This is a genomic window from Aureimonas phyllosphaerae (assembly GCF_047943035.1).
Lineage (GTDB): Bacteria > Pseudomonadota > Alphaproteobacteria > Rhizobiales > Rhizobiaceae > Aureimonas > Aureimonas phyllosphaerae.
On sequence record NZ_CP181348.1, the window covers coordinates 2,513,604 to 2,534,604 of the forward strand.

23 protein-coding genes are annotated in these 21,001 nt (G+C 66.9%); 19 read left to right on the top strand and 4 right to left on the bottom strand.

Annotated features, from left to right (window positions below):
• The first annotated feature begins 2 nt into the window (after positions 1-2).
• From ACLNGM_RS11835 to ACLNGM_RS11865, 7 genes are read left to right on the top strand one after another with little or no spacing between them, the layout of a single operon-like run.
• Positions 3-380, top strand: a complete 378-nt coding sequence (locus tag ACLNGM_RS11835; protein ID WP_055889619.1) for a Na+/H+ antiporter subunit C — start codon at positions 3-5, stop codon at positions 378-380.
• A gap of 11 nt (positions 381-391) precedes the next feature.
• The gene (locus tag ACLNGM_RS11840) at positions 392-2,077 is read left to right on the top strand and encodes a proton-conducting transporter membrane subunit (protein WP_416355075.1); all 1,686 of its coding nucleotides are present in this window, start codon (positions 392-394) and stop codon (positions 2,075-2,077) included.
• A complete protein-coding gene (locus tag ACLNGM_RS11845; protein ID WP_055889613.1) occupies positions 2,074-2,547 on the top strand; it encodes a Na+/H+ antiporter subunit E in 474 nt (157 codons plus the stop codon). The genes ACLNGM_RS11840 and ACLNGM_RS11845 overlap by 4 nt, the downstream gene beginning before the upstream one ends.
• Positions 2,544-2,909 (top strand): cation:proton antiporter, encoded by a 366-nt coding sequence (locus tag ACLNGM_RS11850; protein WP_416355076.1) that lies wholly within the window; start codon positions 2,544-2,546, stop codon positions 2,907-2,909. Before ACLNGM_RS11845 ends, ACLNGM_RS11850 begins: the two co-directional genes overlap by 4 nt.
• Complete coding sequence (mnhG, locus tag ACLNGM_RS11855; RefSeq protein WP_294645021.1) at positions 2,906-3,286, top strand: monovalent cation/H(+) antiporter subunit G; 381 nt, start codon at positions 2,906-2,908, stop codon at positions 3,284-3,286. Before ACLNGM_RS11850 ends, mnhG begins: the two co-directional genes overlap by 4 nt.
• Positions 3,283-3,645, top strand: a complete 363-nt coding sequence (locus tag ACLNGM_RS11860; protein WP_416355077.1) for a DUF423 domain-containing protein — start codon at positions 3,283-3,285, stop codon at positions 3,643-3,645. The genes mnhG and ACLNGM_RS11860 overlap by 4 nt, the downstream gene beginning before the upstream one ends.
• 50 nt (positions 3,646-3,695) lie before the next feature.
• Positions 3,696-4,478, top strand: a complete 783-nt coding sequence (locus ACLNGM_RS11865; RefSeq protein WP_416355078.1) for an SDR family NAD(P)-dependent oxidoreductase — start codon at positions 3,696-3,698, stop codon at positions 4,476-4,478.
• A gap of 13 nt (positions 4,479-4,491) precedes the next feature.
• Here ACLNGM_RS11865 and ACLNGM_RS11870 read toward each other — a convergent pair whose 3' ends face one another.
• Complete coding sequence (locus tag ACLNGM_RS11870; protein ID WP_416355079.1) at positions 4,492-5,922, bottom strand: AcvB/VirJ family lysyl-phosphatidylglycerol hydrolase; 1,431 nt, start codon at positions 5,920-5,922, stop codon at positions 4,492-4,494.
• Entirely contained in the window at positions 5,919-8,510 is a 2,592-nt protein-coding gene (gene mprF / locus ACLNGM_RS11875; protein ID WP_416355080.1) for a bifunctional lysylphosphatidylglycerol flippase/synthetase MprF, read from the bottom strand. Before mprF ends, ACLNGM_RS11870 begins: the two co-directional genes overlap by 4 nt.
• Positions 8,511-8,813: 303 nt before the next feature.
• Between mprF and ACLNGM_RS11880 the strand changes: the two genes are divergently transcribed.
• On the top strand, positions 8,814-11,258 hold the full coding sequence (locus tag ACLNGM_RS11880) for a putative bifunctional diguanylate cyclase/phosphodiesterase (protein ID WP_416355081.1): 2,445 nt from the start codon (positions 8,814-8,816) through the stop codon (positions 11,256-11,258).
• Between the two features lie 25 nt (positions 11,259-11,283).
• On the opposite strand, the gene ACLNGM_RS11885 is transcribed toward ACLNGM_RS11880, so the two are convergent.
• Positions 11,284-12,612: a FliI/YscN family ATPase gene (locus ACLNGM_RS11885; protein ID WP_416355082.1), complete on the bottom strand. Its 1,329-nt coding sequence runs from the start codon at positions 12,610-12,612 to the stop codon at positions 11,284-11,286.
• Positions 12,609-13,334, bottom strand: coding sequence for a flagellar basal-body rod protein FlgF (gene flgF, locus ACLNGM_RS11890; RefSeq protein ID WP_416355083.1), 726 nt, complete (start codon positions 13,332-13,334; stop codon positions 12,609-12,611). Before flgF ends, ACLNGM_RS11885 begins: the two co-directional genes overlap by 4 nt.
• A gap of 188 nt (positions 13,335-13,522) precedes the next feature.
• On the opposite strand from flgF, the gene motA reads away from it, so the two are divergent.
• The 11 genes from motA (at position 13,523) to flgG (ending at position 20,999) form a co-directional block, all read left to right on the top strand.
• A complete protein-coding gene (gene motA, locus ACLNGM_RS11895; RefSeq protein WP_090960528.1) occupies positions 13,523-14,389 on the top strand; it encodes a flagellar motor stator protein MotA in 867 nt (288 codons plus the stop codon).
• Between the two features lie 9 nt (positions 14,390-14,398).
• Positions 14,399-15,334, top strand: coding sequence for a FliM/FliN family flagellar motor switch protein (locus ACLNGM_RS11900; protein ID WP_416355084.1), 936 nt, complete (start codon positions 14,399-14,401; stop codon positions 15,332-15,334).
• Positions 15,315-15,683: a hypothetical protein gene (locus ACLNGM_RS11905; RefSeq protein WP_416355085.1), complete on the top strand. Its 369-nt coding sequence runs from the start codon at positions 15,315-15,317 to the stop codon at positions 15,681-15,683. The genes ACLNGM_RS11900 and ACLNGM_RS11905 overlap by 20 nt, the downstream gene beginning before the upstream one ends.
• A 174-nt stretch (positions 15,684-15,857) precedes the next feature.
• Positions 15,858-16,175, top strand: a complete 318-nt coding sequence (gene fliN / locus ACLNGM_RS11910) for a flagellar motor switch protein FliN (protein WP_244545914.1) — start codon at positions 15,858-15,860, stop codon at positions 16,173-16,175.
• Between the two features lie 6 nt (positions 16,176-16,181).
• A complete protein-coding gene (locus ACLNGM_RS11915) occupies positions 16,182-17,210 on the top strand; it encodes a FliG C-terminal domain-containing protein (RefSeq protein WP_416355086.1) in 1,029 nt (342 codons plus the stop codon).
• A 71-nt stretch (positions 17,211-17,281) separates the two neighbouring features.
• Positions 17,282-18,370, top strand: coding sequence for a flagellar biosynthesis protein FlhB (flhB, locus tag ACLNGM_RS11920; RefSeq protein ID WP_090960517.1), 1,089 nt, complete (start codon positions 17,282-17,284; stop codon positions 18,368-18,370).
• Between the two features lie 71 nt (positions 18,371-18,441).
• The gene (locus ACLNGM_RS11925; protein WP_090960514.1) at positions 18,442-18,891 is read left to right on the top strand and encodes a hypothetical protein; all 450 of its coding nucleotides are present in this window, start codon (positions 18,442-18,444) and stop codon (positions 18,889-18,891) included.
• A gap of 182 nt (positions 18,892-19,073) precedes the next feature.
• Positions 19,074-19,454: a flagellar basal body rod protein FlgB gene (flgB, locus tag ACLNGM_RS11930; protein WP_090960512.1), complete on the top strand. Its 381-nt coding sequence runs from the start codon at positions 19,074-19,076 to the stop codon at positions 19,452-19,454.
• 4 nt (positions 19,455-19,458) lie between these two features.
• Positions 19,459-19,875, top strand: coding sequence for a flagellar basal body rod protein FlgC (gene flgC, locus ACLNGM_RS11935; protein ID WP_090960508.1), 417 nt, complete (start codon positions 19,459-19,461; stop codon positions 19,873-19,875).
• A 5-nt stretch (positions 19,876-19,880) separates the two neighbouring features.
• Positions 19,881-20,201 (top strand): flagellar hook-basal body complex protein FliE, encoded by a 321-nt coding sequence (locus ACLNGM_RS11940; RefSeq protein WP_090960506.1) that lies wholly within the window; start codon positions 19,881-19,883, stop codon positions 20,199-20,201.
• 15 nt (positions 20,202-20,216) lie between these two features.
• Positions 20,217-20,999: a flagellar basal-body rod protein FlgG gene (gene flgG, locus ACLNGM_RS11945; RefSeq protein WP_416355087.1), complete on the top strand. Its 783-nt coding sequence runs from the start codon at positions 20,217-20,219 to the stop codon at positions 20,997-20,999.
• Positions 21,000-21,001: the final 2 nt, after the last annotated feature.

Below are 21,001 nucleotides of genomic sequence, written 5' to 3' on the forward strand. Positions count from 1 at the left end.
ACATGGAAATCGCTCTGGCCGGCCTCGTCGCCGTGATGTTCTCCGTCACCATCTACCTCCTCCTGTCGCGCTACATCATCCGGATGCTGCTCGGCGTCGTGCTGCTCGGGAACTCCGTCAACCTGTCGCTCTTCGTCGCCGGCCGGATCAGCCCGATCGCGCCGCCGCTCATTCCAGCCGGTCTCAAGGTCCCGCCGCAGGACATCGCCAACCCGGTGCCTCAGGCGCTGGTGCTGACCGCGATCGTGATCTCCTTCTCCTTCTTCGTGTTCCTCCTCGTCCTCGCCTATCGCGCCTACCAGGACCTCGAGACCGACGATACGATGGAGATGCGCGTGGCCGAACCCGAGGACGAGGGGCTTCCGCCCCTCGGTTATTGAGGGAGGGGACGATGGACGAAACCGCCACCCTCATTTCGCAGGCCATGGTGCTCGACCGGTTCACGCCGGATCAGGCGCTTCTGGTGCTGCCCGTCGTGATCTGCTTCGTCTTCGGCGCCATCCTTCTGATGATGCGCCGACGCATGGATCTTCATCCGGTGATCGCCGTGATCGGTCTTGCGCTGCTCCTGGCCACCGACCTCGCCCTCCTGTGGCGCATCGCCGAGGGCGGGCCGATGTCGATGGCGATGGGCGGCTGGCGACCGCCGTTCGGCATCTCCTTCACGGCCGATCTTCTCAGCGCCCTGTTCCTCTCCGTTGCCGGCTTTGCCGGGCTCGCCTGCGGCATCTACGCGATCGCCTCGATAGACGAGGAAGGGCGCCGCTACGGTTTCTATCCGTTCCTCTTCATGGTCATGGGCGGCGTGTCCGGTGCGTTCCTGACCGGCGACATCTTCAACCTCTATGTCTGGTTCGAGGTGATGCTGATCGGGTCCTTCGGGCTCCTGATCCTCGGCTCCGAGCGCGAGCAGCTCGACGGCGCGACCAAATACTGCTTCCTCAACCTCATCGGCGCGACGCTCTTCCTCCTGACGATCGGCTATCTCTACGGCCTCTTCGGCACGCTCAATATGGCCGATATCGCGGTCAAGTCGGCGCAGATGGAGGGGAACGGCATCCTTCTCACCATCGCCTCGCTGTTCGTCGTGGCCTTCGCGATGAAGGCCGCGGCGTTTCCGCTGAACTTCTGGCTGCCCGCCTCCTACCATACACCCCGCTTCGTGGTGTCGGCCCTGTTCGCCGGGCTTCTGACGAAGGTCGGCATCTACGCGCTGATCCGCGTCGTCCTCATGCTGTTTCCGCCGGAGCGGGGCGGGCTCGGCTTCGTCATCGCGTGGATGGCGGCGCTCACCATGCTGTTCGGCGCGCTCGGCGCGCTGGCGCAGTCGGATCTGCGGCGCATGCTGAACTACGCGGTGATCACCGGCATCGGCACCATCCTCGCAGGGATCGCGATCCCGCCGGTCCTCGAGAGTGCGTCGACCGCGATCACGACGGGCGCAGCGAGCGTCCTGCGGAGCGGCATGGACGGGGGCGGGCTCGCGAGCGGCGTCTCAGTGGACGGACCGCTGGCGACGGGTCTCGCCGGTGCGATCTTCTATGCCGTCCATTCCATCGTAGTGATGACCGCGCTGTATCTGGCCGCCGGTGTCGCAGCCTTCCGCAACGGTTCGTCGTCGCTGCACGAGATGGGCGGGTTGTGGCGGCGGCACCCGCTGTTCTCGGCGCTGATGCTGGTGCTACTGCTAGCCGTGTCCGGCCTGCCGCCCTTCTCGGGCTTCTGGCCGAAGATGCTTCTGGTGCGGGCCTCGATCTCGGCCGACCTGCCGTGGCTCGCCTTCGCGGTGCTTTTGTCGGGCTTCCTTCTGACGATCGCCTGCGCCCGAGTGTTCGCGCTGGCCTTCTGGCGACCGCTGCCGGCGCTGGCCGACCCGGAGCCGCACGCCGCCGAGGACGCGTTCCGGGCGCCGCCGCCCGGACGGCCGCTGGCGACAATCCCGCTCGTCGCGCTCTGCGTCTTCGTGATCGCGATCGGCGTCTGGCCGCAGCCGCTCGCCGGCCTGTCGATGCAAGCGGCCCATCAGGTGCTTCATCCCTCGCAGTATCTTTCCGCGGTTCTGGGAGCCGTGCCATGAGCCCCTTCGTCGCCAACCTTCTCCTCGCGCTTGTCTGGCTCGTGATCACCGGCGGGTTCAGCCTCGCGAACCTGATTTTCGGGTTCTTCCTCGGCGGCGCGTCGCTGTATCTCATCCGCGAGCAGGTGGGCGCGGGGAGCTATTTCCAGAACGGCCGCAAGGTCGCGTCGCTGATCCTCTTTCTGATCTACGATCTCGCCGTGTCGGCTTGGCGGGTGGCGGTCGTCGTCATGCGGCCGAAGCTCGAGCTGAAGCCGGGCGTCTTCCTCTATCGCCACAAGGTGCGCAGCGAGTTCCAGATCGCGCTTCTCTCCAACCTCGTGGGCCTGACGCCGGGCACCCTGATCTTCGACATCTCGGACGACGAGCGCACGCTCTATGTCCACGCGTTCGACTGCTCCGATCCCGACGCGCGTCGTCGGGAAATCTCGGAGGGCTTCGAACGCCGGATCCTGGAGCTGTCGGAATGAGCTTTCTGCAGTTTTCCGAGATCATCCTCGACTGGGCGTTGTCGATCGCGCTGGTGCTCCTTTGCCTGTCGCTGACGCTGACGATCGTGCGCATTTGGAAGGGGCCGACGCTGCCGGACCGCGTTCTCGGGCTCGACGTCCTGACGAGTTCCTCGATCGGCCTGATCGCGGTGATCGGCATCGACACGGGATTCACGCTCTACGTCGATATCGCCATCGCGCTCGGTCTCGTCGGCTTTCTCGCCACGATCTCCTTCGCGCGCTTCATCATGGCGCGCGGCGACACCGAGCGCTCGCCCGTCGCGATCGCATTGAGCGACGAACCGGACGAGGTCGTCCTGTCCGAGGAGCCGCAGCCATGACCGCGATGGGCAATCTTCTGGCCGCCCTGTTCGTCATCCTCGGCGCGCTGTTCGCGCTGGTCGCCTCGGTCGGCATCCTGCGCCTGCCGGACTTCTACACTCGCGTCCACGCGGCCTCGAAGGCGGGCACGGTGGGATCGGCTCTCGCCCTCGTCGCGCTCGCCATCGTCTCGGTCCAGACCGCCGAGGTTCTGCGCGCCATCGCGGCCATCGTGTTCTTCTTCCTGACCGCCCCGATCGCCGCCCATCTTCTCGGCAAGGCGGCCTATTCGGCGGGGTATCGCATGTGGTCCGGTTCGGTCCTCGACGAGATGCAGGCGCGCAAACCCGCGACGGAAGAGGGCGATGGCAGCGCGTCGCAGAGGCCGATCCTGTGAGCTCGCGCGCTCTGATCGCAGCGGCGGGACTGTTCGGTGCGGCCGGCACGGCCGGTGCGGCCTTCGCGGCTCATGGCGGTGCGCAGGCCAATCTGGTCGCCATCGCGGCCGCGATCGCCTTCGTGCATGCGCCGGCGCTCTTGGCCTTGGGTCTCGCGCCGGTTGGGGCTCACCGGGCTCCCACGCTGCCCGGTCTCCTGATGATCCTCGGCACGCTCCTGTTTTCGGGCGATGTGGCCCTGCGCGCCGTGACGGGCGACCGCCTCTTCGCCAACGCCGCGCCGATCGGCGGTACGATCCTCATCGTCGCTTGGCTGACGCTCGCGATCCTCGCCGTCCTGCCGCGTCGCTCGGCTTGACGCCGGGTCGTCGCGATGGCTCCCATGCGGGCCAGCAGGGGGAGACGAGCATGACGGGATTCGACGAGAAGCTGTTCGCGGGGCGCACGGTGGTGGTCACGGGAGCGGGGCGGGGCATCGGCGCGGCGGTCGCGACGGCGTTCCTGCGGTGCGGCGCGCAGGTGATCGCCCATGCCGGGCGCGACCTCTCGCATGTCGAGGGCGACCTTCTGGCGCGACTGCCGGCCGGCGCACGGGCGAATCTGAAGCTCCTGACGGGCGATCTCGCCGCGCCGGACGGCGGCGCGGAACTCGCTCGAGAAATCCTGTCTCACGCGGACGCGATCGACGTCCTCGTCAACAACGCCGGCACGATGGGCGGACGCATCCCGACGGGTCAGGAAACGCGCGAGGACTACGACCACGTCCTCGATCTCAACATTCGCTCCGTCGTGGCGCTCACCGGCACCCTCCTACCGGCACTGCGCCGGGCCAACCACGCCTCGATTGTCAACACGGTGTCGATCTCGGGCCGACAGGGCGGAAGCGCCGGATCGGCTCTCTATTCAGGCGCGAAGGCCTTCGTATCGGCGTGGACGAAGACACTCGCCAAGGAACTCGCGCCGGACGGCATCCGGGTGAACGCCGTCTCGCCCGGCACGATCATGACCGACTTCCACCGCCGCTATTCGACCAAGGAAAAGCTCGACGCGACTGCTGCGACGATCCCGATGAAGCGGCTCGGCACAGCCGAGGACTGCGCGCCGGCCTACCTCTTCCTCGCGGCCCACACCCTGTCCGGTTACGTCACCGGCCAGATCCTCGAGGTGAACGGCGGTCAGCTGATGCCCTGACCGCCGGGCGCAATCAGTTCGCGGACGGCGGAGCCGGGGGCCCGGCCGGAGCGGGCGGCGTCGCGAGCGCCGCCTGCGGGCCGCCGCGCAGGGCCGCCAACAGCCGGGCGGCGAGCGCGTCGTAGTTGCCGTCGAAATGGTGGCCGCCTTCGATCGGCAGCTTGGTGAACGCGGCGAGCTTCGGCTCGATGCAGGCGGTGTCGTCCTCCTCCGAGCCGTAGACGCACAGGACGCGCTCGGTCGGAAGCCGCGAGGCGGCTTCGACCACGTCGCTGTCGCCGGTCGACATGCCGAGCCAACCCCCGACCGAGATCTGGAAGCCGGTCTGGGTCGAGGGAGCGAGGAGGCCGATCAGCGACACGCGCTGGGCCCATTCCGGCGACAGATCGGCGATCGCGAAGGGGAGGGTATCGGCGCCGAACGAGTAGCCGAGAAGGCCGATCGGCACACCTGCCGCCGGCTTCACGTTGGACAGCATGGCGTCGATGTCGTCCGCCATCTGCTTGGCGGTCTTTTCCGACCAGAAGTATCGCAGCGAATCGACACCGACGACCTCGACCCCTTCGGCGGTTAGCCAGTCGCCGATTGTCTTGTCGAGATCGCGCCAGCCGCCATCGCCCGAGAAGAAGACCACCACGGCCTTCGGCTGCCCTTTCGGCTTTCCGACGACGATCGGAAGCTCGGTCCGGTCGGCATCCGCGATCGCGAGCGCGCCCTGAACCACAGCTGCGTCCCGTGCCTCGGGCGTCGCGATGGCGCTCTGGCCGGCGCGCATCGGAGCCTTCATCGCGGTGGCGATCTCGGTGCCCTCGGACGCGACGAAGGTGAATGGGGCGGGCAGGTCGGCGCCGCGATCATAGGTGAAGGTGCCGGGGTCCGCTGGCGTCGCGGTGGCACCCTCGCAGACCGGAATCCGCGTGTGGGCAGCCGGCGGAGCGTCGAGCGCCACGCCGCCGGCCAGAGTCGCGGCCGGGGCGTCGGCGACGGCGGCATAGGCGAGCGTTCCGCCTTCGCCACGACCGACGACCACCGGGTGGAAGTAGGTGTCGAGTTCCAGCGCCCGCAGCGCTTCCTTGGCGATGCCTTCGAGGTCGGAGCCAAGATAAAGACATTCGCCGTCCGGCCCCGCGTCGGTCTCAAGCGCCGCGCGCCAGCGGTCGAGATCGACCGGGATGACGATCAGCCCGGCAGCTACGAGTTCTGCTGCCAAATCACGGTCGGCGCGGGTGGTGCCGCCGCGATCAGAGACCAGAACGACGAGCCCGCGGGCGTCGTCACCCGGCGAGAGGACATCGACGTTCTGGAGGTTCTCGGCGGAAATACGGGCGGCCACGAGGCTTCCGGCTGCCTGATCCAGGGCGCGCGAGGCGAGAAGCGCGGAACTGGCTCCGCCCAGAAGCATGAGGGCGAGCGATGCGGACAGTACGGAAAGGGTGCGCTTCATGGATCCTGCTTCGGGCGTCCGGAGATGAGGGCGGTCACGTCGACGAGGCATTTGGCTGTGTCGAAGCCGCCCGGGCAGATCAGGTAGTGCGGTGTCCAGACGGGATTGAACTTCTGCTTGAAGCCCTTCAGCCCGTCGAAATGGTAGAAATTTCCGCCTCGGCGATAGAGGAACGAGCCGAAGCGGTTCCAGCGCGAGGCGCCGCGGCGATCGACGAGGCCGGACAACGGCGCGGCGCCGAGGTTGAACCAGCGATAACCCTCGTCCTTGCCGTGGAGAAGGAGCTTGGCGAAGAGGGCATCCATCAGGACGCGCGAGACGTCCGGCAGGAAGCGCATCAGGTCGATCGACAGCTCTTCCTTGTTCGCGCCGCGCCAGAGATTAGCGAAGGCGACGATGGCGCCGTCCTTGCGCATCACCGCCATGTCGAAGTGGGACAGATAGGCCTCGTCGAAATAGCCGAGCGAGAAGCCCTTTTCCGAGCCCGCCTTGTTCTCCAGCCATGCGTCGGAGACGGCGCGCAGTTCGGCCATCTCGGCCTTCACCTGCTCGGCGCCGATGATCTCGAAGGACAGGCCTTCGCGCTCGGCCCGCCGCATGGCGGTGCGAAGGTTCTGCATCTTCTGGCCCTCCAGCTTGAAGGCCGGGAGATCGACCCGCGCGACCTCGCCGAGCTTCAGGGCGCTGAGACCCATGTCGAGGAAGAGCGGCAGGCTTTCCGGTCCGACCTGATAGAAGACCGGCCGCTCGGCCTGCCGGTCGGCGAGGTCGCGGAAACTCCAGGCAAGTTCGGACACGACGTCGGGCGGCCCCACCGGTTCGCCGAGCGCGATCAGGCTGCCGCCGGAACGCGCGTACATGACGAAGCCGCGGCGATCGGGCGAGAACAGGAAGCGCTTGTCGCCAAGAAGCGCGAGCCACGCGTCGGTCGACGGTGAGGCCGCGACGATCGGCGCGACCTCGGGTGGGATCGCGCTGGCCCGATGCAGTTTCTCGGTGCGCCGATGGATGGCGACATCGAGCCCGACCGCCGCGACGATCGCCACCGCCACGACGCTGGCGCGCAGGAAGCGCGGCGCGTCGGCATTCAGCGCGAAATCCCACCACATGGTGTTGGCATACTCGACGTGACGGTAGGCGAAGAAGCCGAGCCAGATCGAGGCCATGACGGTCGCAAGCACGGCCGCGAGCCAGCTCCAGGTGAGGGCGAAGGGATTTAGGACCGAGCGGCGGTAGAAGGCGCGGCGGAAGCCGAGGAGGAGCGTCGCCTGGATCACCAGGAGAACCGCTTCCTCCCAGTCGAGGCCGCGGAACATGGCGAACACGGCGCCGGCAAGGAGAAGGCCGAGCGATACGACCCAAGCGCGCCAAAGCCGCTTGGCCAAGCCGCGCGCGACGATCAGCAGAGCCACGCCGACGAAGCTCGCGGCCAGCTGCGACATCTCGATGAAGGGCAGGGGAACGATGTCCCCAAGGACGCCGATGCGCGACGCGACGCTCGGCAGCGAGCCCGAAGCCAGGAGAACGAGGCCGCCCCCGAACGTGAGCGCGGCGACGGCCGGGGGCACGATGGGTTCGACCGCCCGGAAGAGTTCCTTCGCCGGTCCCGCGACGACGCCGCGCCGGCGAACCACCTCGATCACGGCAAGCACCACCACGGTCACCACCAGAGGCAGGATCGTGTAGATCAGGCGGTAGAGGACAAGCGCCGCGACGACGTCGGCTCGATCCGACAGCCCGAGCGTGACGAGAAGCGTCGCTTCGAACGCGCCGAGACCACCGGGCGCCGAGGACGCGACACCGACGACGGTCGCCACGGCGAAGACGAGCGAGAAGAGAAGGAAGCTGCCGACGGTGCCCGGCGGCATCAGCACGTAGAGGACGGCTGCGGCGGCGCCGACGTCGACGATGCCTGCAACCAGCTGCACCAGCGCGCCGCGGTGGGACGGCAACGCCATGTGGAAGCGCCCGATCCGAACCTCGCGCGCGCCGCGCGAGAGCCAGAGCACGAAGAGCCCGACAAGGGCGACGATAACGATGCCAAGCACCAGATCGACGCGGTGGTCGAGATCCTTCAGCAGGGGGATTCCGCTCGGATCCACCATGAGCGCGACGCCGAGCATGATGGCAAGGGCGAACCAAAGCGCGAACCAGGACGTGCCGACGATGCGCCCGATGTCGGCGAGTTCGATGCCGCCGGACTTGTAGGCATGGTATCGCAGCGCGCCGCCGGTCAGGAGCGGAAAGCCGAGCGCATTGGAAATGGCGTAGCCAGCCGCGCCGACGACTGCTGCCACGGGGCGCGAGACCCGACCCGGCGCGATCGTCTCGACGGCCACGACGTCGTAGAGGGAGACGGCGGCGAAGCTGACCATCGTGAAGAAGATCGCGAGCACCAGGGCCGAGGTCGGCACGCCGGCCACTGCGGCGTGGATCTCGCCGAGCGACAGGCTGGACATCATCGTGTGAAGCGTGGCGAAGGCCACCACCGAGATCGCAAGGCCGATCCCAACCGGCACCCAGGTCTTCCAGCCGCGGCCGGACCTGGGGCCGGTAGCCGTTTGCGTAACGTCCGCTTCCACGCTCATCGGCACCCGCACATCCTGCCCATGATCTCAAGTCTCGCCCGGCTCGCGGCGAAGCGGGCTTCGCGCAATTTGCGGCGCACCACAAGACCGCGTCCCCTACCTTGCGGAAATTTTAAAATCTCGCTGGACCTTTCGTCTCTACGAATACGGCCATCACGGGAAGTCTCGAAAGAGGCTCAAAATGTCCGATCATTCGTACAAGTAACGGAACCATAACGTTGGCGATTGCATGGTTGCATTCGGTAGCCTGCCATAGGGTGTGGTTCGTTGCCGAGTTTCCGAGTGGATGAGACGCGGTCGTTCATGTCCATCAATGCCAAGCTTCTCGCGAGTGGTCTGGTGCTGGCTCTCCTCGGCGCCGGTTTCGCGCTGACGATCGACCGCAGCGGCGAGGCTCTGATCGACGCATCCGACCGCGTCGTGAACGACGGCACCTTTCCTCTGGCTCGAATCGAGGCGGCCGCCATCCGCGCCGACGAACTGTCCGAGCGTTTCGAGCGCGAGCATCGCGGCGACATCAACCGCATCGTGACGCGCGAGGAAGCGACGCAGATCGCCGAGGGCCTATCCAAGGTGATGAGCGAACTGCGCACGGTGTCGGTCAATTCCGGCCCGATCGCCGCGCGGCTGGACGAGCTCGACTACGGCATCAATCGATTGCGCATGGCCGACGGGGAGATCACCCGTCGCCTCGTCCGGCGCGAGCTGACGCAGATCGTCGCCAGCCTCAACGGCGTCGCCCAGAACCTGCGCAAGGGCGTCGACGAGCTGCGCCAGAACACCGTGGATCGATCCGGCGACCTGAAGCGCCTCATCATCGCGGGGTCGATCGTCAGTCTCGTCGCCGGGTTGCTCATCCTTCTCTACCTTTCGCGAAGCATCGCCGGGTCGATCCGGCAGGCGACGTCGAACCTCCTGCGCGTCAGCGGCGAGGAGCAACTCGCTCCCGCCGGCGGCGACGCCATCGCCGAGCTCGAAGCAGCCATCGAGTTCGTGGAGGTCGCCCTCGAAGGGCGGATGCAGGAAATCTCGGCCGGCGGCCGCGAGACCGCACGTCGATACGAGGGCGAACTGCAGCGGCAGCAGAAGCGTTTCGAGGCCGCGCTGAACAACGTTCCGCAGGCCTTCTGCGTGCTCGACGACACCGGCAGGCTGCTCAGCGTCAACGCTGCGTTCTCGCACCTCTTCCCGTCGATGAAGGTCGGCATGTCGACCGCCCGCGCGAATGGCGATCCGCTCCTCGCACGGCTTCTCGCCCCGCCGCATCTCGAGTTCGAGACGCGGGAGGCCGCCGACGGCCGCTCGTTCGAATTGCGTCGTCACGCGAGCCCGCAGGTTGGCGGCACCATCGTCATCTTCGAGGACGTGACGCGCATCCAAGCGGTCAGCCGCGAGATGGAGCGCTTGTCCGGCCAGGACGCGCTGACCGGCCTTGCGAACCGCGCGCGTTTCTATGCCAGCCTCGAGACGATGCTACGCGACGAGGCGATCGAGGGCGAGATCGCCGTCCTCTCGATCGACGTCGAGGACTTCAACACGGTGAACGCCACGCTCGGCCAGGCGGCGGGCGACGATCTCTTGCGTCAGCTCGGCGAGCGCTTCCGCTCGCTGGTGCCGGACGATGCGCTGGTCGCCCGACTGGACGGTGACGAGTTCGGCATCCTGATCACGCTCGACGGCGAGCCCGGAAGCAAGCAGCGGCTGGCGCGGGCCGTCATGGAATCCGTGGACGGACGGCCGATCCGCGTCGCCGGCAGGCCCCTGGCTGTTGCCGTGGCCGTCGGCATGGTCGTGGTCGGGCGCGACGATCGCGTGGCGGGACTCGATGCCGCGCGCGCGATGCAGAATTGCGAGCTGGCACTGCAGCAGGCCAAGGCGCAGCCGGGACGCAAGTTCAAGGCCTACCGGCCCGAGCTTCGCGAGGAACTGCAGGCGAAGCAGCTGATGATCGCCGATCTGCGGGCGGCGCTGGAGCGCAACGAGTTCGAGCTGCACTTCCAGCCGTTCGTCGATTTGCGTCGCCAAGCCGCATCGGGTTTCGAAGCCCTGGTGCGCTGGCGCCATCCGACGCGCGGGCTCGTCGGTCCCGCGACCTTCATCCCCTTGATGGAGGAAATGGGCCTGATCGTACCCCTCGGCCGCTTCGTGCTGATCGAGGCCTGCCGTCATGCGGCGGGGTGGCCGGGCAACCTCACGCTCTCGGTCAATCTCTCGCCCGTGCAGGTGAAAAGCCAGGATCTCGTGACGGTTGTGCAGGGGGCGCTGCGCTCGAGCGGTCTCGCAGCGGAGCGGCTGCAACTCGAGGTCACCGAATCCCTGTTCCTCGACGATGCCGAGGGCGTGCTCGGCACCCTGCAGCGCCTGCGCGAGCTCGGGCTGGTGATCTCGATGGACGATTTCGGGACGGGTTATTCCTCGCTCGGCTATCTCAGCCGCTTCCCGTTCGACAAGATCAAGATCGACCAGTCCTTCGTTCGCGACATGAACCGCGACGAGAACATCGCGATCGTGCGCGCCGTCATGGGCCTCGGCGCCGCAATGAGGATGAGCGTGATCGCGGAGGGCGTCGAGACCGTCGATCAGCTCATGCGGCTGGAGCAGGAGGGCTGCTCCGAGGTTCAGGGCTACCTCTTCTCCAAGCCGCGCCCAGCCTCGGATTTGCCGAAGATGCTGATGGAGATCCGCGAAGGCTTCCGAACGGGACGGTTCCGTCGTCCGGCGGAGACGGAAGCCGCGCGAGCCAGCTGAGCGGCGGGCACGACTTCGCCGGTCGTCAGCCGCCCGACATGCCGGCCTTGAGGCGCTGGGACAGGTCCTCGAAAGGGGTCGTGGAGGGCGCGTCGCCCGGATGCTGCATCATGCATCCGAAGACGTGCGGCACCAGGTCGACGGCCTGATCGAGCGTCGGATCGGCGCCGCGCTGGTAACCGCCCAGCAGGCGGAGGTCGCGGGTGTCCTCGAAGCGCGCGATCATCGCCTTCAACCGCGACACGAGCTCACGCTCCTCAGGCTTCCACGCGAGATCGGCCATGCGGGAGATCGACTTGAGCAGGTCGATGGCGGGGAAGCGGCCTTCTTCTGCGATCGTCCGATCGAGAACGATGTGTCCGTCGAGCGTCCCCCGGATGGCGTCCGCGACGGGCTCGTTATGGTCGTCACCATCGACGAGAACGGCGAAGAGGCCGGTGATCGTGCCGCTGCCTTCCGCGCCGGGACCTGCCCGTTCCAGAAGGCGCGGCAGTTCGGAGAAGACGCTCGGCGGATAGCCGCGCGCGACCGGCGGCTCGCCCGCGGCGAGGGCAACGTCCCGCGCCGCATGGGCGAGGCGCGTCACCGAGTCCACGATCAGGAGCACGTGCTCGCCGCGATCGCGGAAGTACTCGGCCACCGTCATCGCGGTTTTGGGCGCAAGGCGCCGCATCATGGCGCTCTCGTCGCCGGTCGCCACCACTGTGACGACGCGCGACAGCTCGCCCTGCATGGTCTCTTCCAGGAACTCGCGCACCTCGCGACCGCGCTCACCAACAAGCGCCACCACCACCGTATCGAAGCCCGGCGCGCGGGCAAGCATCCCCATCAGCGTCGACTTGCCGACGCCCGAACCCGCGAAGATGCCCATACGCTGGCCACGGATCAGCGGCGTGAAGATGTCGATGGCCCGGACCTGCGTCGGCACCGGCTGACGAATGCGCGCGCGCCGCATCGCTGCGTCGGGGAGCGAATCCGTGACGAACTCGGTGTCGCCGTTCTCGAGCGGTCCGAGGTCATCGCAGGGGCGTCCGAACGCGTCGACCGTTCGGCCTTTCCAGGCCGGAGAGGGGGCGACGGTGACGGGTCCGGTGCGATAGGCCAGCGTGCGCACGCCGCTCTGGAAGCGCACGGCGAACGGCTTGACCGTGGCGGCCGCCTCCTCGACGCGCACCACCTCGCCGAGCTCGGGACCCTGCGGCCCCTCGCAGACCACGCAGTCGCCGAGCCGCACGTAGGGGCTGAGGCCGGCCACGCGGAAGGACTGCGGCGTGACGTCGACGACATGCCCGCTGATGCGCACGAGCGGTTCATCGAGGCCGGACAGATCCCTCTTCCGGCTGGCTTCCGTCACTTGGGCGCTCCGAGCTGCGTGACGGCTTCATTCAGCGAGTTCTCGGAGGTCTGGATCATGTTGGCGGCCTGCTCGAAGATGCGCTGCACCTCGATCAGCCGGGTCATTTCCAGGATCGGATTAACGTTGGAGCCTTCGACGAAGCCCTGCGCGATGCGGTCCTCGTTGAAGTCGACGATCGGCTGGGCCTTGGCGTCGGGGACGACGCCGGACGTGCCGGCGCGCGAGAGGTTGGCGCCGGCCGGCATCTTGAAGAGGCCGACGGCGCCGATCTGGCCGCCGCCCTGCGTGATCATGCCGTCGTGGGCGATGTGGATCGGACCGCCGTTCGGGTCAATCTGCAGCGGTGCGCCGCCGACGTCGAGGAAGGGCTCGCCGTTGACCGTGCGCAGCTCGCCGGCATCCGACATCTGCATCCGGCCATCGCGCGTGTAGACGGTGCCCTTCGGCGTCTGGATCGCGAAGAAGGCTTCGCCGGCGACCGCCATGTCGAGCGGGTTGCCGGTTTCGGTGAGCGCGCCGGCGCGGGTCGACAGATACTGCTGACCCTGCGAGGCGAAGGCCACGGTCCGGGACGACGCCCGCGACATCACGCTTTCGAACTTCACCTCCTCGGCGCGGAAGCCGGCCGTGCCGACGTTCGCCAGGTTGTTGGCGAGCGTGTCGAGGCGCTTTTCCATGGCGAGCTGCGCGGAAAGGGCGACGGGAAGCGAGGTCTGCATGATGCGATCCGGTACTGGGCAGCTGAACGAGCGCCGGCACCGTCGGGCGGACGGGCCGAAATCTCCGTCATGATGCCCGGTGCGAATGGATCGAAGCTGACCCGGCCGCGCTGCAAACGCACAGTCTCGCGCAAGTCCGCCTCGTTAATCCTTCTTACGAATTCCTTTATCGTTTAAGGGTTAGCCCGATGGGTATCATTCTCGGCCTTATCGTGACGATCGGCTGCGTTCTGGGCGGCTACGTCGCGTCTGGCGGACATCTCTATGTTCTCTGGCAGCCCTACGAGCTTCTGATCATTCTGGGCGCGGCGCTCGGCACGTTCCTGATCGCCAACAACATGAAGGTCGTGAAGGACACCGGAAAGGCGATCGGCGAAGCGTTCAAGAACGCCGTGCCGAAGCAGCGCGACTATCTCGACCTCCTGAGCCTCCTCCACTCGCTGATGCGCGAGATGAAGTCGAAGTCGCGCTCGGAGTTCGAATCGCACGTCGACAATCCCGCGGACTCCGCGATCTTCAGCGCCTTCCCCAGCATCCTGAAGAACAAGCCGATGACCGACTTCATCTGCGACTACTGCCGCCTGATCATCGTCGGCAACGCCCGCCCGCATGAGATCGAGGCGCTGATGGAGGAGGAGATTCAGACGGTCGCCCGCGACCAGCTGAAGCCCAAGCACGCGATCCAGGACATCGCCGACGGCCTTCCGGCGCTCGGCATCGTCGCCGCGGTTCTGGGTATCGTCCACGCGATGGGCGCGCTCGACCAGTCGCCGGAAGTGCTCGGTCATCTCGTCGGCGCCGCGCTCGTCGGCACCTTCGCAGGCATCTTCTTCTCCTACGGCGTGTTCGCCCCGCTCGCCACCAAGGTGAAGGGCGTGCGCGAGAAGAAGATGCGCATGTACGTCATCATCAAGCAGACGCTCATCGCCTACATGAACGGCGCCCTCCCGCAGGTCGCCTTGGAATACGGCCGCAAGGCGATCTCCGCCTACGACCGCCCGACCATCGATCAGGTAGAAGCCGAGACGATCGGCGGCGCCCCTTCGGCCGCATAAGGAGGGACCATGGACACGGTCACCGAACGCAACATCGGCGAGCGCCTGCGCTCGGCCGCCCGGATCGAGCCGGAGCGCTTCCCGCGCCTCAAGCAGATCGGAACCAAGTGGGCCGAGGCCGTGTCCGCCAAGCTGGCGGCGGGCCATGCCTCGCCGCTCACCGTCGAGTTCATCGCTTCCTCGCCCTTCGTGCTGTCGCCCTCGGCCCTGTCGGACACCGACACGCAGCTGGTGCTGACGGTCCGCTCGTCGAAATGGCGCGAGATGGCGCTGGTCGCGGCCGACGGACGCTTCGCCGACACGGTGACGGAAGCGGGCTTCGGCGGCGACGGCCGCGACGCGCCGGCGCCCGGTCGTCCCCTCACCAGCGTCGGCCGCTTCTTCGCCGACGCCGCGCTGCGCAGCTTCGTCGAGACGGGTAATGCCGTCTTCGCCGACGTCGTCGCGCTCGGCATGTCCGCCGACAGGCTTCTCGCCGAGACGATCGGCGAGAAGCTCGACGAGTGGATCGCAGCCGACGCGCGCACCTTCGTCGAGTTCCGCTTCCGCCTGTCGATCGGCCGCTGCGAGGCGGCGCTGCGGGTGGCGATCCCGGAATCCGTCCTGTCGCCGCATCGGCGCAAGTTCGCGGCCGTCCCCGACGAGGGCCCGTCGATCGTCGACGAGACCTGGGCGCGCGACCTCGAGGCCGGGTTCCAGAAGACCGACATGCACGTTCGCGCCATCCTGTGCGAGCAGCAGACCTCGCTCGGCGAGATCTCGACCTTCCATGTCGGCCAGACACTCGCGCTGGACGCCACGATGCAGAGCCTCGTGCTTCTGGAATGCGAGGGGCAGCGCCTCTTCCGCGGCGCCATGGGCCGCTCGCGCGACACCTACGTCATCAAGGTTTCCGAGCCTGTTGATCCGACCGAGGAGTTCATCGATGACATCCTGGCTCATTGACGCGATTCTGGTCGCGGCCCTCCTTGTCACGAGCTGGCGCACGGGCTCCATGTACAAGGAGCTGAAGCGGCTGCGCTCGGAGGAGACTGGCTTCCGTCAGGCTCTCGAGGACGCCGACGCCTCGATCAACCGCGCGGCCAACGCCGTGGTCCTCCTGAAGAGCGAGGGCGTGCGTACGCTGCGCGCCCTCGAGGAGCGCGCGGCCGAGGCGCAGGAGCTGGTCGAGCGTCTCGACATCCTCCTCGACTCCTACGAGCAGAAGCGTGTCGCCCCGGTCACCGCCGCCGCGATCCCCCACGACAACGACGCGATCTCCCGCTTCGCGTCAGTTCCGAGCGCTATTCGTTAATTTACGGATCGCCCGGCGATCCAGACCTTCCCGAGGACGACCCCGATGCAGAACGAGACGATGGAACTCGAGACCGAGACCCAGTTCGGCGGCCAGTTCGGCGCCATGGACAACGGTTTCGAGATGGACGAGGCGGTCGAGGATGCCGAAGACGGCCACCACATGGGCCACGGCATGAGCTTCGCCGACGTCGAGGAAGAGCCGGTCGCGGACGTGACGCCCAACCTCGACGTCATCATGAACATCCCGGTGACGATGCAGGTCGTTCTCGGCTCCACCGTGATGCCGGTCGCCAACCTGATGAAGCTCGGCCGTGGCGCGGTGGTGAAGCTCGACACCAACATCTCCGATCCCGTCGATCTCATCGTGAACGGCCGCATCGTGGCGCGCGGTGAGGTTGTCGTACTGGAGAACGAGGAATCGCGCTTCGGCATCACGCTGACCGAGATCGTCGCCCCCACCGCACGCCAGCCCCGCGCCAAGGGCGCCTAAGACACGATGCTCTCGGAAGCCTATCAGAGCCGCGAACTGGGCGCGCCGACGCTGAGCGGCGCCTCGCGCGCCGCCGTCCTGCTCCTGACGCTGGGCGGCGAGGGCGCGACCAAGCTCCTGAAGCATTTCAGCGCCGAGGAGATCCGGGCGCTGCGCCAGAGCGCGGCGCTGCCGAACTCGGTCACCCCGATGGAGCTCGACGAGATCGTCGCCGACTTCCAGGACGCGTTCCGCGCCGGGGCAGCCATCACCGGCCTCAACGACGAGATGACGAAGCTCCTGCGCTCGAGCCTGTCGAACGAGGATCTGGCGATCGTCTTCGAGGGCGAGGCGATGCCGATCGACGAGAGCGGTGTCCCGGTCTGGCAGGAGATCGAGCAGCTCGGCGCCGAGGCGCTTGCCAAGATCCTCGACCGAGAGCATCCGCAGGTGGCGGCCTATATCCTCCAGCGCCTGAAGTCCGACCTCGCGGCCGTCGTCGTCGCCGGCATGGCGCCCGCCCGCCGCAACGACATCATGCGCCGCATGCTCTCCTCGGCGCCCCCGCCCGAATCCATCGCGCGGCTGATCGAGCGGCGCTGCCGCGAGGCGTTCGTATCAAGCTCGAACGGCGCCGAGCGCCGCGAGCGCTACGCGACGATGGCCGAAATCGTGAACCGGATGGACAAGGCGCAGACCGAGGAACTCCTCGCCTCGCTGGAGACCACCGAGCCGGAAGAGGCGGCGGCGCTTCGCAAGCTGCTCTTCGCCTTCGAGGACGTGGCCGAGCTGTCGAAGAAGGGCCGTCTCGTCCTCTTCGACGCGATCCAGGTGGAACAGGTCACGCTCGCGCTCAATGGCGCGCCGCAGGACCTGCGCGAGGCCGTACTCTCGGCGCTCGGCGCGCGCGCCCGCCGCATGGTCGAGGCCGAACTCGGCCGCAACGAGCCGGCGGCTGCCGACGCCATCCAGGCCGCCCGGCGGGCCATTGCGGGCGCGGCCCTGCGGCTCGCCGCCGAAGGGCGCATCGACCTCACCGAGAAGGTTGAGGGCTGACAACCATCGCGGTCCCGGCGCTAGAGCGGCGCGCGGGGCCGCTATCTGTTTCGTGAAGGGGCGGGCGCGGCATGTCGGAGGGTGCGGACAAGGAGTCCCAAACCGAGGAACCGACGGAGAAGAAGATCCGCGATACGGTCGAGAAGGGCAACCTTCCCGTCTCGCGCGAAGCACCGATCCTCGCCTCCCTTCTCGCCGCCATCGCCGTCGTCGTCTTCCAGGCGCGCAACAACGCGGCGCAGCTCGCCAGCGATCTCAAGGTCACCTTCGAGAACCCGACGCAATGGTCGATCGGGAACGGAATCGACGCCCTGCAGTTTCTGCACGCGATGGCGCTACAGAGCGCCAAGTTCGTGCTGCCGGCGACGGGCCTCTTCATGGTGGCGGGTATTCTTGCCTCGCTGCTCCAGAACCCGCCGCAGATCAACCTCGAGCGCATCCGTCCCAAGTATTCGAACATGTCGCTTTCGAGCGGCTGGGGGCGTTTGTTCGGGCGTCGCGGATTCACCGAGTTCGGTAAATCCTTATTCAAGTTCTCTGCCGTTACGATCATCGTCGGTTGGATCTTGTCCGACGAACTGCCCTTGCTGTTGAAGACGATGTTCTCGGACCCACTCCTGCTTCCCGAAACGATCCTCGGCCTGGCGATGCGGCTCCTCGCGGCCGTGTCGGTCGCCACCATCGTGCTGGTCGCCGCGGACCTTCTCTTCTCTCGCATCCTGTGGCGGCGCGACCTGCGCATGTCCAAGCAGGAGATCAAGGACGAGATGAAGCAGTCGGAAGGCGATCCGATGGTCAAGGCGCGCCAGCGCCAGATCGCCCGCGAGCGCACCAAGCGCCGGATGATGGCGGCGGTGCCGCGCGCGACCGTCGTGATCGCCAATCCGACCCACTACGCCATCGCCTTGCGCTACGTGCGCGAGGAGGGCGGTGCGCCGGTGGTGGTCGCCAAGGGCGTCGATGTCCTGGCGCTCAAGATCCGCGAGATCGCCGAGACCAACGACATCCCGGTCATCGAAGACAAGCTCTTGGCAAGGTCGATGTACGACCATGTCGAAATCGACCAGATGATTCCGCCCCAATTCTTCAAGGCGGTCGCGGAACTCATCTACTTCCTTCAGTCGCGCTCTCAGGCGCGCCTGGAGATCGGGGCAGCCTGACCCGGCCGACCTGTCGACGCCTGCCTTCCCCTCGGGAAGGCGTTTCGGTTCATTTCGCGTAAAGGTCCTCCATGGGTTCCCACGTCATGCTCAACGTTCGCAACAAGTACGCAGCCGACCGCGAGAAGGCGCTGGCGAACGGGATCAAGGAAGTGGTGGCCGAGCTGCGCCTCGTCGACGTCGTCGACTACGTGGCCTTCCTGCGGATGGACCAGTTCGGCAATATCGCCGACATCGTCGAGTCCTCGGCGCAGCTCTACCTCGCACCCGGCTCGCTTCGGTTCGCGGGCGGCGGCGACGTGCATCTCAACTGGGGCAGCGCGCCGACGATCGACCTCGACATGGAATTCCACGGCGGCGAGGTGACGGTGCACTTCAAGCTGTCGCTGACCGCGACCAAGGCGGCCGTCCATATCAACTACATCGCCTTCTCCGACCCGGATGCCGACCCTGCGGCCAATACCGAGCGCCTGAAGACTGCGATCGCGGCCGCGCGCCTTGCCACGGCTCGCAACGCCTGAAACCATTCCGCCTGCAGTTTTCAGGGCCTCGCCATCGGCGGGGCCTTTTTGTTGATGCATTATGCTTTCGTTAATACTGATTAACGATCTGTTAATACTAAGAAATCTGTAAGATCGTCAGCTTCGGACAAGTGGCTGTTCCTATGAATGGGACACCGATCAAATGTCCGAGGACGCGACCCTTGAGCGAGTTCTATCTTTTCGGGCTGAGTTCCCGCCGAGCCGAATGGCTGTCCGCGCGCCAGGCCGTGGTCGCCGAGAACGTGGCCAACGCGAACACGCCGACCTATCGGGCCAAGGACGTGACGCCGTTCTCCGAAGTGCTGGAGACGACGGCGCTCCAGATGTCCGGCTCGAACCCGAGCCACCTCGTCGCTTCGGCCGGCCGTGATTTCGGCATCGACGAAGCCGCCCAGAAGCCATGGGACGTCACCCATTCCGGCAACTCGGTCAGCCTCGAGCAGGAAATGCTCAAGGCCGGCGAGGTGTCGCGCGACTTCGCCCTTTCGACCTCCGTCGCGAAGTCGTTCCACCGCATGTTCATGACCACGCTGAAGGGCTGACGCCTTGACCGATTCGATCACCTCCGCCCTCAAGATCGCGGCGAGCGGCCTCGAGGCGCAGTCCGAACGGATGCGCATCGTGTCCGAGAACGTGGCCAATGCCCGCTCCACGGGCGAGACGCCCGGAAGCGATCCCTACCGGCGCAAGACCGTCGCCTTCACGAGCGAGATGGACCGGCTTCTCGGGGCCGATCTCGTGCGCATCAAGTCGGTCGGCACCGACCGCTCGGACTTCCGCATGGAGCACGATCCCGGCAATCCGGCCGCCGACAAGGATGGCTACGTCAAGATGCCGAACGTCAACATGCTGGTCGAGATGACCGACATGCGCGAGGCGAACCGCTCCTACGAAGCGAACCTGCAGGTCATCAAGCAGGCGCGCGAGCTCATCAATCTCACCATCGATCTCATGAGAGGCTGACGCCCATGATCCCCGCCATCGGCAGTGCCATGCCGCGCGTCGACGCGCTGCGCCTCGACGGTCTTTCCCCTGCCGGCGCCTCGAGCGCCGCAGCCACGCAGGAAGCCGGCCAGAGCTTTGCCGCCGCCATGAACGAGATCGCCCGCGAGGCGACGCAGTCCATGAAGGGCGCGGAGACCGTCTCGATCCAGGGCGTCAACGGCAAGGCTTCCACGCAGGCGGTCGTCGACGCCGTGATGGGTGCCGAGCGCACGCTTCAGACGGCCGTCGCGCTGCGCGACAAGGTCGTCTCCGCCTATCTCGAACTTTCCCGCATGTCGATCTAACGAAAGTACCAGCCCATGCGCGCCCTTGCGATCGCCGCGACCGGCATGAACGCCCAGCAGACCAACGTCGAAGTGATCGCGAACAACATCGCGAACATCAACACCACCGGCTTCAAGCGCGCCCGCGCCGAGTTCACCGATCTCCTCTATCAGGTCGAGCGGATGCAGGGCGTGCCAGCGCGCGGCGGCGAGAACGTCGTTCCCGAGGGCGCGCGCATCGGCCTCGGTGTGCGCACGGCCGCCGTTCGCTCCGTCCACATCCAGGGTGCGCTGGAGCAGACCGGCAACAATCTCGACATCGCGATCAACGGTCAGGGCTGGCTCCAGATCCAGGGACCCGGCGGCGAGACGCTCTACACGCGCGACGGCGCGCTCAACAAGAACGATACCGGCCAGATCGTGACGCTCGACGGCTTCACCGTGGACCCCGGCATCACCGTTCCGCAGAACACGACCGACATCTCGATCAACGATTCCGGCGAGGTCTACGCCACGGTGGAGGGCGAGGCGCAGCTGATCGGTCAGCTGACCCTCGTCAACTTCGCCAACGAGCCGGGTCTGGCGGCCGAGGGCGGCAACCTGTTCCGCGAGACGGTCGCGTCCGGCGCCCCGATCGCCGGCGTGCCGGGCGATCCGGGCTACGGCGTGATCAAGCAGGGCTACCTCGAAAACTCCAACGTCGATCCGGTGAAGGAAATCTCCGAGCTGATCTCGGCGCAGCGCGCCTACGAGATGAACTCCAAAGTCATCCAGGCCGCCGACGAGATGTCGGGCGTCGTCTCCAAGGGCATCCGCTAAGC

Coding starts and splice junctions, on each gene's coding strand:
- ACLNGM_RS11835 (WP_055889619.1), top strand. CDS start 3: ATGGAAATCGCTCTGGCCGGCCTCGTCGCCGTGATGTTCTCCGTCACC.
- ACLNGM_RS11840 (WP_416355075.1), top strand. CDS start 392: ATGGACGAAACCGCCACCCTCATTTCGCAGGCCATGGTGCTCGACCGG.
- ACLNGM_RS11845 (WP_055889613.1), top strand. CDS start 2,074: ATGAGCCCCTTCGTCGCCAACCTTCTCCTCGCGCTTGTCTGGCTCGTG.
- ACLNGM_RS11850 (WP_416355076.1), top strand. CDS start 2,544: ATGAGCTTTCTGCAGTTTTCCGAGATCATCCTCGACTGGGCGTTGTCG.
- mnhG (WP_294645021.1), top strand. CDS start 2,906: ATGACCGCGATGGGCAATCTTCTGGCCGCCCTGTTCGTCATCCTCGGC.
- ACLNGM_RS11865 (WP_416355078.1), top strand. CDS start 3,696: ATGACGGGATTCGACGAGAAGCTGTTCGCGGGGCGCACGGTGGTGGTC.
- ACLNGM_RS11870 (WP_416355079.1), bottom strand. CDS start 5,922: ATGAAGCGCACCCTTTCCGTACTGTCCGCATCGCTCGCCCTCATGCTT.
- mprF (WP_416355080.1), bottom strand. CDS start 8,510: ATGAGCGTGGAAGCGGACGTTACGCAAACGGCTACCGGCCCCAGGTCC.
- ACLNGM_RS11880 (WP_416355081.1), top strand. CDS start 8,814: ATGTCCATCAATGCCAAGCTTCTCGCGAGTGGTCTGGTGCTGGCTCTC.
- flgF (WP_416355083.1), bottom strand. CDS start 13,334: ATGCAGACCTCGCTTCCCGTCGCCCTTTCCGCGCAGCTCGCCATGGAA.
- motA (WP_090960528.1), top strand. CDS start 13,523: ATGGGTATCATTCTCGGCCTTATCGTGACGATCGGCTGCGTTCTGGGC.
- ACLNGM_RS11900 (WP_416355084.1), top strand. CDS start 14,399: ATGGACACGGTCACCGAACGCAACATCGGCGAGCGCCTGCGCTCGGCC.
- ACLNGM_RS11905 (WP_416355085.1), top strand. CDS start 15,315: ATGACATCCTGGCTCATTGACGCGATTCTGGTCGCGGCCCTCCTTGTC.
- fliN (WP_244545914.1), top strand. CDS start 15,858: ATGAGCTTCGCCGACGTCGAGGAAGAGCCGGTCGCGGACGTGACGCCC.
- ACLNGM_RS11915 (WP_416355086.1), top strand. CDS start 16,182: ATGCTCTCGGAAGCCTATCAGAGCCGCGAACTGGGCGCGCCGACGCTG.
- flhB (WP_090960517.1), top strand. CDS start 17,282: ATGTCGGAGGGTGCGGACAAGGAGTCCCAAACCGAGGAACCGACGGAG.
- ACLNGM_RS11925 (WP_090960514.1), top strand. CDS start 18,442: ATGGGTTCCCACGTCATGCTCAACGTTCGCAACAAGTACGCAGCCGAC.
- ACLNGM_RS11940 (WP_090960506.1), top strand. CDS start 19,881: ATGATCCCCGCCATCGGCAGTGCCATGCCGCGCGTCGACGCGCTGCGC.
- flgG (WP_416355087.1), top strand. CDS start 20,217: ATGCGCGCCCTTGCGATCGCCGCGACCGGCATGAACGCCCAGCAGACC.